Here is a 14266-nt window from a genome sequence, read left to right as displayed (position 1 = left end):
CTGTTCTTATACATAAAAGCAACAGAATGGTAACATTTTATCGCGGGTAAGCCAATTGATCCCCGTCATTTATCTGGCTATATCCTGAGCGGCCTTTGCTTTGTCTGTTTCTTACTTTTGCCCTGACGTTTTATTGGATTTTTATCGACGATACTCTCCGTTTAAGCGGCAGGTTTCCGCTGTACGTAAAAGAACCGGCCAAAGAATTGCAGTAAATATGTTTTATTGCGTTACCGTTCATTCACAATACTGGAGCAATCCAGTATGTTCATTCTCTGGTATAGTGCCAGCAGTACTTTTGGCAAGGATTCAGACATCGTGATGGGCGTAAGAGCGCAACAAAAAGAAAAAACCCGCCGTTCGCTGGTGGAAGCCGCATTTAGCCAATTAAGTGCTGAACGCAGCTTCGCCAGCCTGAGTTTGCGTGAAGTGGCGCGTGAAGCGGGCATTGCTCCCACCTCTTTTTATCGGCATTTCCGCGACGTAGACGAACTGGGTCTGACCATGGTTGATGAGAGCGGTTTAATGCTACGCCAACTCATGCGCCAGGCGCGTCAGCGTATCGCCAAAGGCGGGAGTGTGATCCGCACCTCGGTCTCCACATTTATGGAGTTCATCGGTAATAATCCTAATGCCTTCCGGTTATTATTGCGGGAACGCTCCGGCACCTCCGCTGCGTTTCGTGCCGCCGTTGCGCGTGAAATTCAGCACTTCATTGCGGAACTTGCGGACTATCTGGAACTCGAAAACCATATGCCGCGTGCGTTTACTGAAGCGCAAGCCGAAGCAATGGTGACAATTGTCTTCAGTGCGGGTGCCGAGGCGTTGGACGTCGGCGTCGAACAACGTCGGCAATTAGAAGAGCGACTGGTACTGCAACTGCGAATGATTTCGAAAGGGGCTTATTACTGGTATCGCCGTGAACAAGAGAAAACCGCAATTATTCCGGGAAATGTGAAGGACGAGTAATGAAACAAGCAAATCAAGATAGAGGTACGCTGCTGCTGGCGTTGGTTGCTGGCTTATCAATTAATGGTACTTTCGCAGCGCTGTTTAGCTCCATTGTGCCATTTTCTGTATTCCCGATTATTTCCCTGGTGCTGACGGTTTACTGCCTGCATCAACGTTATCTTAATCGCACCATGCCGGTAGGCTTGCCGGGTCTGGCAGCTGCCTGTTTTATTCTCGGCGTACTGCTGTACAGCACGGTAGTTCGTGCGGAATATCCGGATATCGGCTCTAACTTCTTCCCGGCAGTACTCTCCGTCATTATGGTGTTCTGGATTGGCGCGAAGATGCGTAACCGTAAGCAGGAAGTTGCTGAGTAATCGGTATCATGCCGGATGCTGGCGCATCCGGCATGGGTTTTACTTCGCGGTCAGTAATACGCCGCACTCCATATGGTGCGTGTAGGGGAACTGATCAAACAGAGCCAGACGTTCGACCTTGTGCGTCTGGCTTAATGTTTCCAGATTCTTGCATAACGTTTCCGGATTGCAGGAGATATACAGAATACGTGGATACGCCTGCACCATTTTCTCGGTTTCACTGTCCAGACCGCTGCGCGGTGGGTCGACAAAAATGGTTTCGCACTGATAACTCTTTAAGTCGATCCCTTGCAGGCGGTTAAACTCGCGCACACCATTCATCGCCTGAGTAAATTCTTCTGCCGCCATACGAATAATTTGTACGTTATCAATATGGTTAGCTGCGATGTTGTATTGCGCAGCAGCAACCGACGGCTTAGCGATTTCGGTGGCTAATACCCGATCAAAATTACGCGCCAGCGCTAATGAAAAGTTACCGTTGCCGCAGTACAGCTCCAGTAAATCGCCTTTTGAGCCTTTGGTTACGTCCAGCGCCCATTCCAGCATCTGAATATTCATCGCCGCGTTCGGCTGGGTAAAGCTGTTTTCTACCTGACGGTAGATCATCTCTTTCCCTGCGACCGGCAGACGTTCATCGATGTAATCCTGATCCAGCTCGATTTTGGTTTTCGTTGCCCGACCAATCAGATGCACATTCAGATTCTGCGCGCGCAGTGCATCGCGCAGGGCCTCCGCTTCCTGACGCCACTCATCATCCAGCTTCTTATGGTATAGCAGGGAAACCACCGCCTGATTACTCAGCGTAGTGAGGTAATCAATCTGGAACAACTTGTGGCGCAGAACGGGATTATTACGCACACCCGCAATCATCGCCGTCATCAACTGGTTGATAAGTTCACTGGCGGCGGGGAAGCTATCCACGCGGATGCGGCTTTTGGTTTGTTGATCGAAAATGATGTGATACAGGTCATCGCCATCGTGCCAGATGCGGAACTCCGCGCGCATCCGGTAATGACTGACCGGCGAGCGAAACACTTCCGGAACCAGGTCAGAAAACGGTGCCATCATACTTTGCAAACGTACCACTTTTTCGGCTAACTGCGCTTCATACTGTTCTGTTGGAAGGTGTTCGGGGGTCATGATGTATCCTGAAAAATTAAAGTACGCGGCGATTGTAGGGATTGCTCATCAGATGTCCAGATCTTGATGAATTCCTATTTGTGAGCTACGTCTGGACAGTAACTTGTTACAACCTGTAGCATCCACTTGCCGGTCCTGTGAGTTAATAGGGAATCCAGTGCGAATCTGGAGCTGACGCGCAGCGGTAAGGAAAGGTGCGATGATTGCGTTATGCGGACACTGCCATCCGGTGGGAAGTCATCATCTCTTAGTATCTTAGATACCCCTCCAAGCCCGAAGACCTGCCGGCCAACGTCGCATCTGGTTCTCATCATCGCGTAATATTGATGAAACCTGCGGCATCCTTCTTCTATTGTGGATGCTTTACAATGATTAAAAAAGCTTCGCTGCTGACGGCGTGTTCCGTCACAGCCTTTTCCGCTTGGGCACAGGATACCAGCCCGGATACTCTCGTCGTTACTGCTAACCGTTTTCAACAGCCTATCAATACTGTTCTGGCTCCGACGGATATTGTCACGCGTGAGGATATCGAACGCTGGCAATCCAGAACCGTTCTGGATGTGATGCGCCGCTTACCTGGTGTTGATGTCGCACAGTATGGCGGTATGGGACAGAGTTCTTCTCTTTTTATCCGGGGAACCGAATCGAAACACGTTCTGGTGTTAGTTGATGGAATTCCAGTAGCACGCCCTGGTATATCGAATAGCTCAGACATTGACCAGATCCCAGTCTCGCTGGTCCAGCGTATTGAATATATTCGTGGCCCACGCTCGGCTGTTTATGGCTCTGGTGCGATTGGTGGTGTTGTCAACATCATCACTATGACGAATGAAGAGCGTTCGCAAATTAACTCCAGTATCGGTTCGAAAGGCTACCAACAGTACGATGGCACATACCGCCAGCGTTTTGGAGATACGGTGGTGACTGCTGCAGGGGCTTATCAGACGACCAAAGGTTTCAATGTTCAGCCACACTCAAGTTATAGCGGAGATGGCGATCGCGATGGTTATCGTAACAAGCTGTTCTGGGGGGGAATTGAGCACAAATTTAACGATCAATTTGATGGTTACTTCCGTGGCTACGGTTATGCCAGTAATGCCGATTACGACCAAGGGAACTGGGGATATGATGGCGGCAATGATGAGCATCAAAATTACACACAGTCGTGGGATACTGGATTGCGTTTTAATTCGGGAGTCTACTCTTCGCAACTGGTGGTAAATTATCAGCGCATTAAGGACTACAACTACAGCAGTCTGACTGGGCGTTACGCATCAGGTTATACACTTGATGATATGGAGCAACGTTACATCCAGTGGGGTAACAATGTCATTGTTGGGCATGGTGCTATCAGCGCAGGAGCAGACTGGAAACAGGAAAAACTGATGTCTTTTGGCGCTAATGGCACGGATAACTACAAGCGTAATAACACTGGGCTTTATCTAACCGGGCAGCAGCAAATTGATAACATCACACTAGAAGCCTCTGGTCGTGAGGATCACGATGGCCAGCTAGGTTGGCATGGCACTTGGCAAACGGCAGCAGGGTGGCAGTTTGTTGATGGTTACAAAGTAACGCTTTCCTATGGAACTGGTTTCCTTGCTCCTTCGCTTGGTCAACAATTTGGCGCAGAGCGGTTTGGTATTGCTTCTAACCCTAACTTGAAACCAGAAGAATCTAAGCAATGGGAGGCAGGATTAGAAGGCTTGACAGGTCCTGTTGACTGGCGATTGTCGACCTATCGCTACAAAATTCAGAACCTGATCGACTACAACAACAATACCTATTTTAACGTTAAATCCGCGACCATTAAGGGCCTGGAATGGACGGGTAATTTCACAACTGGTCCTATCGATCATCGTTTAACATTGCAGTATGTAGACCCCCGTGATGATGAAACTGATCAACAACTCTATCGCCGTGCAAAACAGCAGGTAAAATATGAGTTGAGCGGTGAGGTTTACGAGTTGGGGTGGGATGTCACGTATCAGTACATTGGTGAACGATACGATTACGACTATGACAGTACCCGTAAGGTGAAAATGGGAGGACTGAGCGTGTGGGATATCGGACTTTCATATCCGGTCACCTCTCATCTGACAGTTCGTGGTAAAATAGCCAACCTGTTCGACAAAGATTATGAGACAGTCTATGGCTACCAAACTGCAGGACGGGAATACACCTTGTCTGGCAGCTACACCTTCTGAACCACGTCCCACCGTGCTGGTGTTTGACTCCGGCGTCGGTGGGTTGTCGGTCTATGACGAGATCCGGCATCTCTTACCGGATCTCCATTACATTTATGCTTTCGATAACGTCGCTTTCCCGTATGGCGAAAAAAGCGAAGCGTTTATTGTTGAGCGAGTGGTGGCAATTGTCACCGCGGTGCAAGAACGTTATCCCCTTGCGCTGGCTGTGGTCGCTTGCAACACTGCCAGTACCGTTTCACTTCCTGCATTACGCGAAAAGTTCGACTTCCCGGTTGTTGGTGTCGTGCCGGCGATTAAACCTGCTGCACGTCTGACGGCAAATGGCATTGTCGGATTACTGGCAACCCGCGGAACAGTTAAACGTTCTTATACTCATGAGCTGATCGCGCGTTTCGCTAATGAATGCCAGATAGAAATGCTGGGCTCGGCAGAGATGGTTGAGTTGGCTGAAGCGAAGCTACATGGCGAAGATGTTTCTCTGGATGCACTAAAACGTATCCTACGCCCGTGGTTAAGAATGAAAGAGCCGCCAGATACCGTTGTATTGGGTTGCACCCATTTCCCTCTACTACAAGAAGAACTGTTACAAGTGCTGCCAGAGGGAACCCGGCTGGTGGATTCTGGCGCAGCGATTGCTCGCCGAACGGCCTGGTTGTTAGAACATGAAGCCCCGGATGCAAAATCTGCCGATGCGAATATTGCCTTTTGTATGGCAATGACGCCAGGAGCTGAACAATTATTGCCCGTTTTACAGCGTTACGGCTTCGAAACGCTCGAAAAACTGGCAGTTTTAGGCTGATTTGGTTGAATGTTGCGCGGTCAGAAAATTATTTTAAATTTCCTCTTGTCAGGCCGGAATAACTCCCTATAATGCGCCACCACTGACACGGAACAACGGCAAACACGCCGCCGGGTCAGCGGGGTTCTCCTGAGAACTCCGGCAGAGAAAGCAAAAATAAATGCTTGACTCTGTAGCGGGAAAGCGTATTATGCACACCCCGCGCCGCTGAGAAAAAGCAAAGCGGCACTGCTCTTTAACAATTTATCAGACAATCTGTGTGGGCACTCGAAGATACGGATTCTTAACGTCGAAAGACGAAAAATGAATACCAAGTCTCAAGAGTGAACACGTAATTCATTACGAAGTTTAATTCTTTGAGCATCAAACTTTTAAATTGAAGAGTTTGATCATGGCTCAGATTGAACGCTGGCGGCAGGCCTAACACATGCAAGTCGAACGGTAACAGGAAACAGCTTGCTGTTTCGCTGACGAGTGGCGGACGGGTGAGTAATGTCTGGGAAACTGCCTGATGGAGGGGGATAACTACTGGAAACGGTAGCTAATACCGCATAACGTCGCAAGACCAAAGAGGGGGACCTTCGGGCCTCTTGCCATCGGATGTGCCCAGATGGGATTAGCTAGTAGGTGGGGTAACGGCTCACCTAGGCGACGATCCCTAGCTGGTCTGAGAGGATGACCAGCCACACTGGAACTGAGACACGGTCCAGACTCCTACGGGAGGCAGCAGTGGGGAATATTGCACAATGGGCGCAAGCCTGATGCAGCCATGCCGCGTGTATGAAGAAGGCCTTCGGGTTGTAAAGTACTTTCAGCGGGGAGGAAGGGAGTAAAGTTAATACCTTTGCTCATTGACGTTACCCGCAGAAGAAGCACCGGCTAACTCCGTGCCAGCAGCCGCGGTAATACGGAGGGTGCAAGCGTTAATCGGAATTACTGGGCGTAAAGCGCACGCAGGCGGTTTGTTAAGTCAGATGTGAAATCCCCGGGCTCAACCTGGGAACTGCATCTGATACTGGCAAGCTTGAGTCTCGTAGAGGGGGGTAGAATTCCAGGTGTAGCGGTGAAATGCGTAGAGATCTGGAGGAATACCGGTGGCGAAGGCGGCCCCCTGGACGAAGACTGACGCTCAGGTGCGAAAGCGTGGGGAGCAAACAGGATTAGATACCCTGGTAGTCCACGCCGTAAACGATGTCGACTTGGAGGTTGTGCCCTTGAGGCGTGGCTTCCGGAGCTAACGCGTTAAGTCGACCGCCTGGGGAGTACGGCCGCAAGGTTAAAACTCAAATGAATTGACGGGGGCCCGCACAAGCGGTGGAGCATGTGGTTTAATTCGATGCAACGCGAAGAACCTTACCTGGTCTTGACATCCACGGAAGTTTTCAGAGATGAGAATGTGCCTTCGGGAACCGTGAGACAGGTGCTGCATGGCTGTCGTCAGCTCGTGTTGTGAAATGTTGGGTTAAGTCCCGCAACGAGCGCAACCCTTATCCTTTGTTGCCAGCGGTCCGGCCGGGAACTCAAAGGAGACTGCCAGTGATAAACTGGAGGAAGGTGGGGATGACGTCAAGTCATCATGGCCCTTACGACCAGGGCTACACACGTGCTACAATGGCGCATACAAAGAGAAGCGACCTCGCGAGAGCAAGCGGACCTCATAAAGTGCGTCGTAGTCCGGATTGGAGTCTGCAACTCGACTCCATGAAGTCGGAATCGCTAGTAATCGTGGATCAGAATGCCACGGTGAATACGTTCCCGGGCCTTGTACACACCGCCCGTCACACCATGGGAGTGGGTTGCAAAAGAAGTAGGTAGCTTAACCTTCGGGAGGGCGCTTACCACTTTGTGATTCATGACTGGGGTGAAGTCGTAACAAGGTAACCGTAGGGGAACCTGCGGTTGGATCACCTCCTTACCTTAAAGAAGCGTTCTTTGCAGTGCTCACACAGATTGTCTGATAGAAAGTGAAAAGCAAGGCGTCTTGCGAAGCAGACTGATACGTCCCCTTCGTCTAGAGGCCCAGGACACCGCCCTTTCACGGCGGTAACAGGGGTTCGAATCCCCTAGGGGACGCCACTTGCTGGTTTGTGAGTGAAAGTCACCTGCCTTAATATCTCAAAACTCATCTTCGGGTGATGTTTGATATATTTGCTCTTTAAAAATCTGGATCAAGCTGAAAATTGAAACACTGAACAACGAAAGTTGTTCGTGAGTCTCTCAAATTTTCGCAACGCGATGATGAATCGAAAGAAACATCTTCGGGTTGTGAGGTTAAGCGACTAAGCGTACACGGTGGATGCCCTGGCAGTCAGAGGCGATGAAGGACGTGCTAATCTGCGATAAGCGTCGGTAAGGTGATATGAACCGTTATAACCGGCGATTTCCGAATGGGGAAACCCAGTGTGTTTCGACACACTATCATTAACTGAATCCATAGGTTAATGAGGCGAACCGGGGGAACTGAAACATCTAAGTACCCCGAGGAAAAGAAATCAACCGAGATTCCCCCAGTAGCGGCGAGCGAACGGGGAGCAGCCCAGAGCCTGAATCAGTGTGTGTGTTAGTGGAAGCGTCTGGAAAGGCGCGCGATACAGGGTGACAGCCCCGTACACAAAAATGCACATGCTGTGAGCTCGATGAGTAGGGCGGGACACGTGGTATCCTGTCTGAATATGGGGGGACCATCCTCCAAGGCTAAATACTCCTGACTGACCGATAGTGAACCAGTACCGTGAGGGAAAGGCGAAAAGAACCCCGGCGAGGGGAGTGAAAAAGAACCTGAAACCGTGTACGTACAAGCAGTGGGAGCACGCTTAGGCGTGTGACTGCGTACCTTTTGTATAATGGGTCAGCGACTTATATTCTGTAGCAAGGTTAACCGAATAGGGGAGCCGAAGGGAAACCGAGTCTTAACTGGGCGTTAAGTTGCAGGGTATAGACCCGAAACCCGGTGATCTAGCCATGGGCAGGTTGAAGGTTGGGTAACACTAACTGGAGGACCGAACCGACTAATGTTGAAAAATTAGCGGATGACTTGTGGCTGGGGGTGAAAGGCCAATCAAACCGGGAGATAGCTGGTTCTCCCCGAAAGCTATTTAGGTAGCGCCTCGTGAATTCATCTCCGGGGGTAGAGCACTGTTTCGGCAAGGGGGTCATCCCGACTTACCAACCCGATGCAAACTGCGAATACCGGAGAATGTTATCACGGGAGACACACGGCGGGTGCTAACGTCCGTCGTGAAGAGGGAAACAACCCAGACCGCCAGCTAAGGTCCCAAAGTCATGGTTAAGTGGGAAACGATGTGGGAAGGCCCAGACAGCCAGGATGTTGGCTTAGAAGCAGCCATCATTTAAAGAAAGCGTAATAGCTCACTGGTCGAGTCGGCCTGCGCGGAAGATGTAACGGGGCTAAACCATGCACCGAAGCTGCGGCAGCGACGCTTATGCGTTGTTGGGTAGGGGAGCGTTCTGTAAGCCTGTGAAGGTGTGCTGTGAGGCATGCTGGAGGTATCAGAAGTGCGAATGCTGACATAAGTAACGATAAAGCGGGTGAAAAGCCCGCTCGCCGGAAGACCAAGGGTTCCTGTCCAACGTTAATCGGGGCAGGGTGAGTCGACCCCTAAGGCGAGGCCGAAAGGCGTAGTCGATGGGAAACAGGTTAATATTCCTGTACTTGGTGTTACTGCGAAGGGGGGACGGAGAAGGCTATGTTGGCCGGGCGACGGTTGTCCCGGTTTAAGCGTGTAGGCTGGTTTTCCAGGCAAATCCGGAAAATCAAGGCTGAGGCGTGATGACGAGGCACTACGGTGCTGAAGCAACAAATGCCCTGCTTCCAGGAAAAGCCTCTAAGCATCAGGTAACATCAAATCGTACCCCAAACCGACACAGGTGGTCAGGTAGAGAATACCAAGGCGCTTGAGAGAACTCGGGTGAAGGAACTAGGCAAAATGGTGCCGTAACTTCGGGAGAAGGCACGCTGATATGTAGGTGAAGCGACTTGCTCGTGGAGCTGAAATCAGTCGAAGATACCAGCTGGCTGCAACTGTTTATTAAAAACACAGCACTGTGCAAACACGAAAGTGGACGTATACGGTGTGACGCCTGCCCGGTGCCGGAAGGTTAATTGATGGGGTCAGCGCAAGCGAAGCTCTTGATCGAAGCCCCGGTAAACGGCGGCCGTAACTATAACGGTCCTAAGGTAGCGAAATTCCTTGTCGGGTAAGTTCCGACCTGCACGAATGGCGTAATGATGGCCAGGCTGTCTCCACCCGAGACTCAGTGAAATTGAACTCGCTGTGAAGATGCAGTGTACCCGCGGCAAGACGGAAAGACCCCGTGAACCTTTACTATAGCTTGACACTGAACATTGAGCCTTGATGTGTAGGATAGGTGGGAGGCTTTGAAGTGTGGACGCCAGTCTGCATGGAGCCGACCTTGAAATACCACCCTTTAATGTTTGATGTTCTAACGTTGACCCGTAATCCGGGTTGCGGACAGTGTCTGGTGGGTAGTTTGACTGGGGCGGTCTCCTCCTAAAGAGTAACGGAGGAGCACGAAGGTTGGCTAATCCTGGTCGGACATCAGGAGGTTAGTGCAATGGCATAAGCCAGCTTGACTGCGAGCGTGACGGCGCGAGCAGGTGCGAAAGCAGGTCATAGTGATCCGGTGGTTCTGAATGGAAGGGCCATCGCTCAACGGATAAAAGGTACTCCGGGGATAACAGGCTGATACCGCCCAAGAGTTCATATCGACGGCGGTGTTTGGCACCTCGATGTCGGCTCATCACATCCTGGGGCTGAAGTAGGTCCCAAGGGTATGGCTGTTCGCCATTTAAAGTGGTACGCGAGCTGGGTTTAGAACGTCGTGAGACAGTTCGGTCCCTATCTGCCGTGGGCGCTGGAGAACTGAGGGGGGCTGCTCCTAGTACGAGAGGACCGGAGTGGACGCATCACTGGTGTTCGGGTTGTCATGCCAATGGCACTGCCCGGTAGCTAAATGCGGAAGAGATAAGTGCTGAAAGCATCTAAGCACGAAACTTGCCCCGAGATGAGTTCTCCCTGACTCCTTGAGAGTCCTGAAGGAACGTTGAAGACGACGACGTTGATAGGCCGGGTGTGTAAGCGCAGCGATGCGTTGAGCTAACCGGTACTAATGAACCGTGAGGCTTAACCTTACAACGCCGAAGCTGTTTTGGCGGATGAGAGAAGATTTTCAGCCTGATACAGATTAAATCAGAACGCAGAAGCGGTCTGATAAAACAGAATTTGCCTGGCGGCCGTAGCGCGGTGGTCCCACCTGACCCCATGCCGAACTCAGAAGTGAAACGCCGTAGCGCCGATGGTAGTGTGGGGTCTCCCCATGCGAGAGTAGGGAACTGCCAGGCATCAAATTAAGCAGAAGGCCATCCTGACGGATGGCCTTTTTGCGTTTCTACAAACTCTTCCTGTCGTCATATCTACAAGCCATCCCCCCACAGATACGGTAAACTAGCCTCGTTTTTGCATCAGGAAAGCAGCTATGAACCACTCCTTAAAACCCTGGAACACATTTGGCATTGATCATAATGCTCAGCACATTGTATGTGCCGAAGACGAACAACAATTACTCAATGCCTGGCAGCATGCAACCGCAGAAGGACAACCCGTTCTTATTCTGGGTGAAGGAAGTAATGTACTTTTTCTGGAAGACTATCGCGGCACGGTGATCATCAACCGGATCAAAGGTATCGAAATTCATGATGAACCTGATGCGTGGTATTTACATGTAGGAGCCGGAGAAAACTGGCATCGCCTGGTAAAATACACTTTGCAGGAAGGTATGCCTGGTCTGGAAAATCTGGCATTAATTCCTGGTTGTGTCGGCTCATCACCTATCCAGAATATTGGTGCTTATGGCGTAGAATTACAGCGAGTTTGCGCTTATGTTGATTGTGTTGAACTGGCGACAGGCAAGCAAGTGCGCTTAACTGCCAAAGAGTGCCGTTTTGGCTATCGCGACAGTATTTTTAAACATGAATACCAGGATCGCTTCGCCATTGTAGCCGTAGGTCTGCGTCTGCCAAAAGAGTGGCAACCTGTACTAACGTATGGTGACTTAACTCGTCTGGATCCTACAACAGTAACGCCACAGCAAGTATTTAATGCGGTGTGTCATATGCGCACCACCAAACTCCCTGATCCAAAAGTGAATGGCAATGCCGGTAGTTTCTTCAAAAACCCTGTTGTATCTGCCGAAACGGCTGAAGCATTACTGTCACAATTTCCAACAGCACCAAATTACCCCCAGGCGGATGGTTCAGTAAAACTGGCAGCAGGTTGGCTTATTGATCAGTGCCAGCTAAAAGGGATGCAAATGGGTGGGGCTGCGGTGCACCGTCAACAGGCGTTAGTTCTCATTAATGAAGACAATGCAAAAAGCGAAGATGTGGTGCAACTGGCACACCATGTAAGACAAAAAGTGGGTGAAAAATTTAATGTCTGGCTTGAGCCTGAAGTCCGCTTTATTGGTGCATCAGGTGAAGTGAGCGCAGTGGAGACAATTTCATGAAGGATAACACCGTGCCACTGAAATTGATTGCCCTGTTAGCGAACGGTGAATTTCACTCTGGCGAGCAGTTGGGTGAAACGCTGGGAATGAGCCGGGCGGCTATTAATAAACACATTCAGACACTGCGTGACTGGGGCGTTGATGTCTTTACCGTTCCGGGTAAAGGATACAGCCTGCCTGAGCCCATCCAGTTACTTAATGCTGAACAGATATTGGGTCAGCTGGATGGCGGTAGTGTAGCCGTGCTGCCAGTTATTGACTCCACGAATCAGTACCTTCTTGATCGTATCGGAGAGCTTAAATCGGGCGATGCCTGTGTTGCAGAATACCAGCAGGCTGGCCGTGGTCGCCGGGGGCGGAAATGGTTTTCGCCTTTTGGCGCAAACTTATATTTGTCGATGTTCTGGCGTCTGGAACAAGGCCCGGCGGCGGCGATTGGTTTAAGTCTGGTTATCGGTATCGTGATGGCGGAAGTATTACGCAAGCTGGGAGCAGATAAAGTTCGTGTCAAATGGCCTAATGACCTCTATCTGCAGGATCGCAAGCTGGCAGGCATTCTTGTGGAGCTGACTGGCAAAACTGGCGATGCGGCGCAAATAGTCATTGGAGCCGGGATCAACATGGCAATGCGCCGTGTTGAAGAGAGTGTCGTTAATCAGGGGTGGATCACGCTGCAGGAAGCGGGGATCAATCTCGATCGTAATACGTTGGCGGCCATGCTAATACGTGAATTACGTGCTGCGTTGGAACTCTTCGAACAAGAAGGATTGGCACCTTATCTGTCGCGCTGGGAAAAGCTGGATAATTTTATTAATCGCCCAGTGAAACTTATCATTGGTGATAAAGAAATATTTGGCATTTCACGCGGAATAGACAAACAGGGGGCTTTATTACTTGAGCAGGATGGAATAATAAAACCCTGGATGGGCGGTGAAATATCCCTGCGTAGTGCAGAAAAATAAGAAAGGGGAGTATTCGCTCCCCTGCAAATTATTTGCGTAGTCTGACCTCTTCTACCGCATGATTAGCACTTTTCGTCAGGATTAAACTGGCGCGCTCACGAGTAGGTAGAATATTTTGCTTTAAGTTCAGCCAGTTGATCTCTTTCCACAATGTCATGGCAGTCTTAATCGCTTCTTCTTTAGTTAATTTCGCGTAGTTATGAAAATAGGAATCCGGGTCGGTAAAAGCCCCTTCGCGGAATTTCAGAAAACGGTTGATATACCACGTCTGAAGTAAGTCTTCCGGTGCATCAACATATATCGAAAAATCGACAAAATCAGAAACAAATACATGATGTGGATCGTGTGGATAATCCATCCCGCTCTGTAAGACATTTAACCCTTCAAGAATTAAAATATCAGGCTGAACAACCGTTTTATCTCCATCCGGGATCACATCATAAATAAGATGCGAGTAAACAGGGGCTGTAACGTTTGGCACGCCGGATTTGAGATCGGAAACAAACTTCACCAGGCGATGCATATCATACGATTCCGGGAAGCCTTTCTTCTTCATCAGACCACGTTCTTTCAGAACCTGATTAGGGTGAAGGAAGCCATCTGTAGTGATCAGTTCAACACGACGATGTTCCGGCCAACGGCTTAATAGCGCCTGCAATACACGGGCGGTTGTACTTTTCCCCACCGCGACACTGCCAGCAATACTGATAATGTAAGGAATGCGTTGCCCGTTAGTACCAAGAAACTGTTCCAGAACTGCCTGACGGCGCAGATTCGAGCTTATATAGAAGTTCAGCAAACGTGACAAAGGTAAATAGATCTCGGCAACTTCTTCTAACGAGAGATCTTCATTAATACCTTTGAGACGGGCGATCTCATCTTCCGATAACGTCATAGGTACGGAATCACGCAGAGCTGCCCACTGGTTGCGGTCAAACTGTAGGTAAGGCGTCATTAACGTTTGCTCTTTTATACTCATAAGCATGTTTCTGGCGGTCATAGCTCTATCGGCAAAGCGATATTTGCCATGGCGCGTCACAGTTCTGTTGAATGGGTTAATGGGCAGGAGGGTAACACCAGATGGGGAGGAATAATAAGAAAAAATCTCTGCCAGGAAGCTATCGTTGAAAAGCAATGTGACAGATATTCCATCTGATAAAAAGAATTATGGTTTAGCAGGAGCGCATTGTTGAGCACAATGATGTTGAAAAAGTGTGCTAATCTGCCCTCCGTTCGGCTGTTTCTTCATCGTGTCGCATAAAATGTGACCAATAAAACAAA

The 14266-nt window shown here is 49.9% G+C and carries 8 protein-coding genes, 1 tRNA gene, 3 rRNA genes and 1 riboswitch; of the genes, 10 read left to right on the top strand and 2 right to left on the bottom strand.

What is annotated here, in order from left to right; genetic code table 11:
- Positions 1–318 precede the first annotated feature (318 nt).
- Positions 319–969: an HTH-type transcriptional repressor FabR gene (fabR, locus tag AB4H76_RS21825; RefSeq protein ID WP_001309117.1), complete on the top strand. Its 651-nt coding sequence runs from the start codon at positions 319–321 to the stop codon at positions 967–969.
- Positions 969–1328 (top strand): YijD family membrane protein, encoded by a 360-nt coding sequence (locus tag AB4H76_RS21820; protein WP_000806411.1) that lies wholly within the window; start codon positions 969–971, stop codon positions 1326–1328. The genes fabR and AB4H76_RS21820 overlap by 1 nt, the downstream gene beginning before the upstream one ends.
- Positions 1329–1367: 39 nt before the next feature.
- Here the strand turns inward: AB4H76_RS21820 and trmA are convergent, their stop codons facing one another.
- Positions 1368–2468 (bottom strand): tRNA (uridine(54)-C5)-methyltransferase TrmA, encoded by a 1101-nt coding sequence (trmA, locus tag AB4H76_RS21815; RefSeq protein WP_000187022.1) that lies wholly within the window; start codon positions 2466–2468, stop codon positions 1368–1370.
- 113 nt (positions 2469–2581) lie between these two features.
- Positions 2582–2772, top strand: a riboswitch (cobalamin riboswitch).
- Positions 2773–2836: 64 nt separating this feature from the next.
- Between trmA and btuB the strand changes: the two genes are divergently transcribed.
- The 8 genes from btuB (at position 2837) to birA (ending at position 12985) form a co-directional block, all read left to right on the top strand.
- Positions 2837–4675: a TonB-dependent vitamin B12 receptor BtuB gene (gene btuB, locus AB4H76_RS21810; RefSeq protein ID WP_000591383.1), complete on the top strand. Its 1839-nt coding sequence runs from the start codon at positions 2837–2839 to the stop codon at positions 4673–4675.
- The gene (murI, locus tag AB4H76_RS21805; RefSeq protein WP_000201820.1) at positions 4620–5477 is read left to right on the top strand and encodes a glutamate racemase; all 858 of its coding nucleotides are present in this window, start codon (positions 4620–4622) and stop codon (positions 5475–5477) included. Before btuB ends, murI begins: the two co-directional genes overlap by 56 nt.
- 373 nt (positions 5478–5850) lie before the next feature.
- A 16S ribosomal RNA gene (locus AB4H76_RS21800) occupies positions 5851–7392 on the top strand.
- A gap of 85 nt (positions 7393–7477) precedes the next feature.
- Positions 7478–7553 (top strand) — tRNA-Glu (locus AB4H76_RS21795).
- Between the two features lie 193 nt (positions 7554–7746).
- Positions 7747–10650: ribosomal RNA gene (locus tag AB4H76_RS21790) — 23S ribosomal RNA — on the top strand.
- 94 nt (positions 10651–10744) lie between these two features.
- Positions 10745–10860, top strand: a 5S ribosomal RNA gene (rrf, locus tag AB4H76_RS21785).
- Together the 16S, 23S and 5S rRNA genes with 1 tRNA gene alongside form the textbook arrangement of a ribosomal RNA operon.
- A gap of 134 nt (positions 10861–10994) precedes the next feature.
- On the top strand, positions 10995–12023 hold the full coding sequence (gene murB / locus AB4H76_RS21780; RefSeq protein WP_001016666.1) for a UDP-N-acetylmuramate dehydrogenase: 1029 nt from the start codon (positions 10995–10997) through the stop codon (positions 12021–12023).
- Entirely contained in the window at positions 12020–12985 is a 966-nt protein-coding gene (birA, locus tag AB4H76_RS21775) for a bifunctional biotin--[acetyl-CoA-carboxylase] ligase/biotin operon repressor BirA (protein WP_000654614.1), read from the top strand. The genes murB and birA overlap by 4 nt, the downstream gene beginning before the upstream one ends.
- A 28-nt stretch (positions 12986–13013) precedes the next feature.
- Here birA and coaA read toward each other — a convergent pair whose 3' ends face one another.
- Entirely contained in the window at positions 13014–13964 is a 951-nt protein-coding gene (gene coaA, locus AB4H76_RS21770; protein WP_000023081.1) for a type I pantothenate kinase, read from the bottom strand.
- Between the last annotated feature and the right edge of the window lie 302 nt (positions 13965–14266).

This window comes from Escherichia sp. UTM R2 (genome assembly GCF_048593455.1).
In the GTDB taxonomy this organism is placed as follows: Bacteria; Pseudomonadota; Gammaproteobacteria; order Enterobacterales; family Enterobacteriaceae; genus Escherichia; species Escherichia coli.
Note: the sequence above shows the minus strand (reverse complement) of the source record. Positions and strands in the feature narration are given on the sequence as shown.

Excerpts from the sequence above, each read along its gene's own strand:
- coaA (WP_000023081.1), bottom strand. The coding sequence starts at position 13,964 with ATGAGTATAAAAGAGCAAACGTTAATGACGCCTTACCTACAGTTTGAC.
- murI (WP_000201820.1), top strand. The coding sequence starts at position 4,620 with ATGGCTACCAAACTGCAGGACGGGAATACACCTTGTCTGGCAGCTACA.
- AB4H76_RS21820 (WP_000806411.1), top strand. The coding sequence starts at position 969 with ATGAAACAAGCAAATCAAGATAGAGGTACGCTGCTGCTGGCGTTGGTT.
- murB (WP_001016666.1), top strand. The coding sequence starts at position 10,995 with ATGAACCACTCCTTAAAACCCTGGAACACATTTGGCATTGATCATAAT.
- birA (WP_000654614.1), top strand. The coding sequence starts at position 12,020 with ATGAAGGATAACACCGTGCCACTGAAATTGATTGCCCTGTTAGCGAAC.
- btuB (WP_000591383.1), top strand. The coding sequence starts at position 2,837 with ATGATTAAAAAAGCTTCGCTGCTGACGGCGTGTTCCGTCACAGCCTTT.
- trmA (WP_000187022.1), bottom strand. The coding sequence starts at position 2,468 with ATGACCCCCGAACACCTTCCAACAGAACAGTATGAAGCGCAGTTAGCC.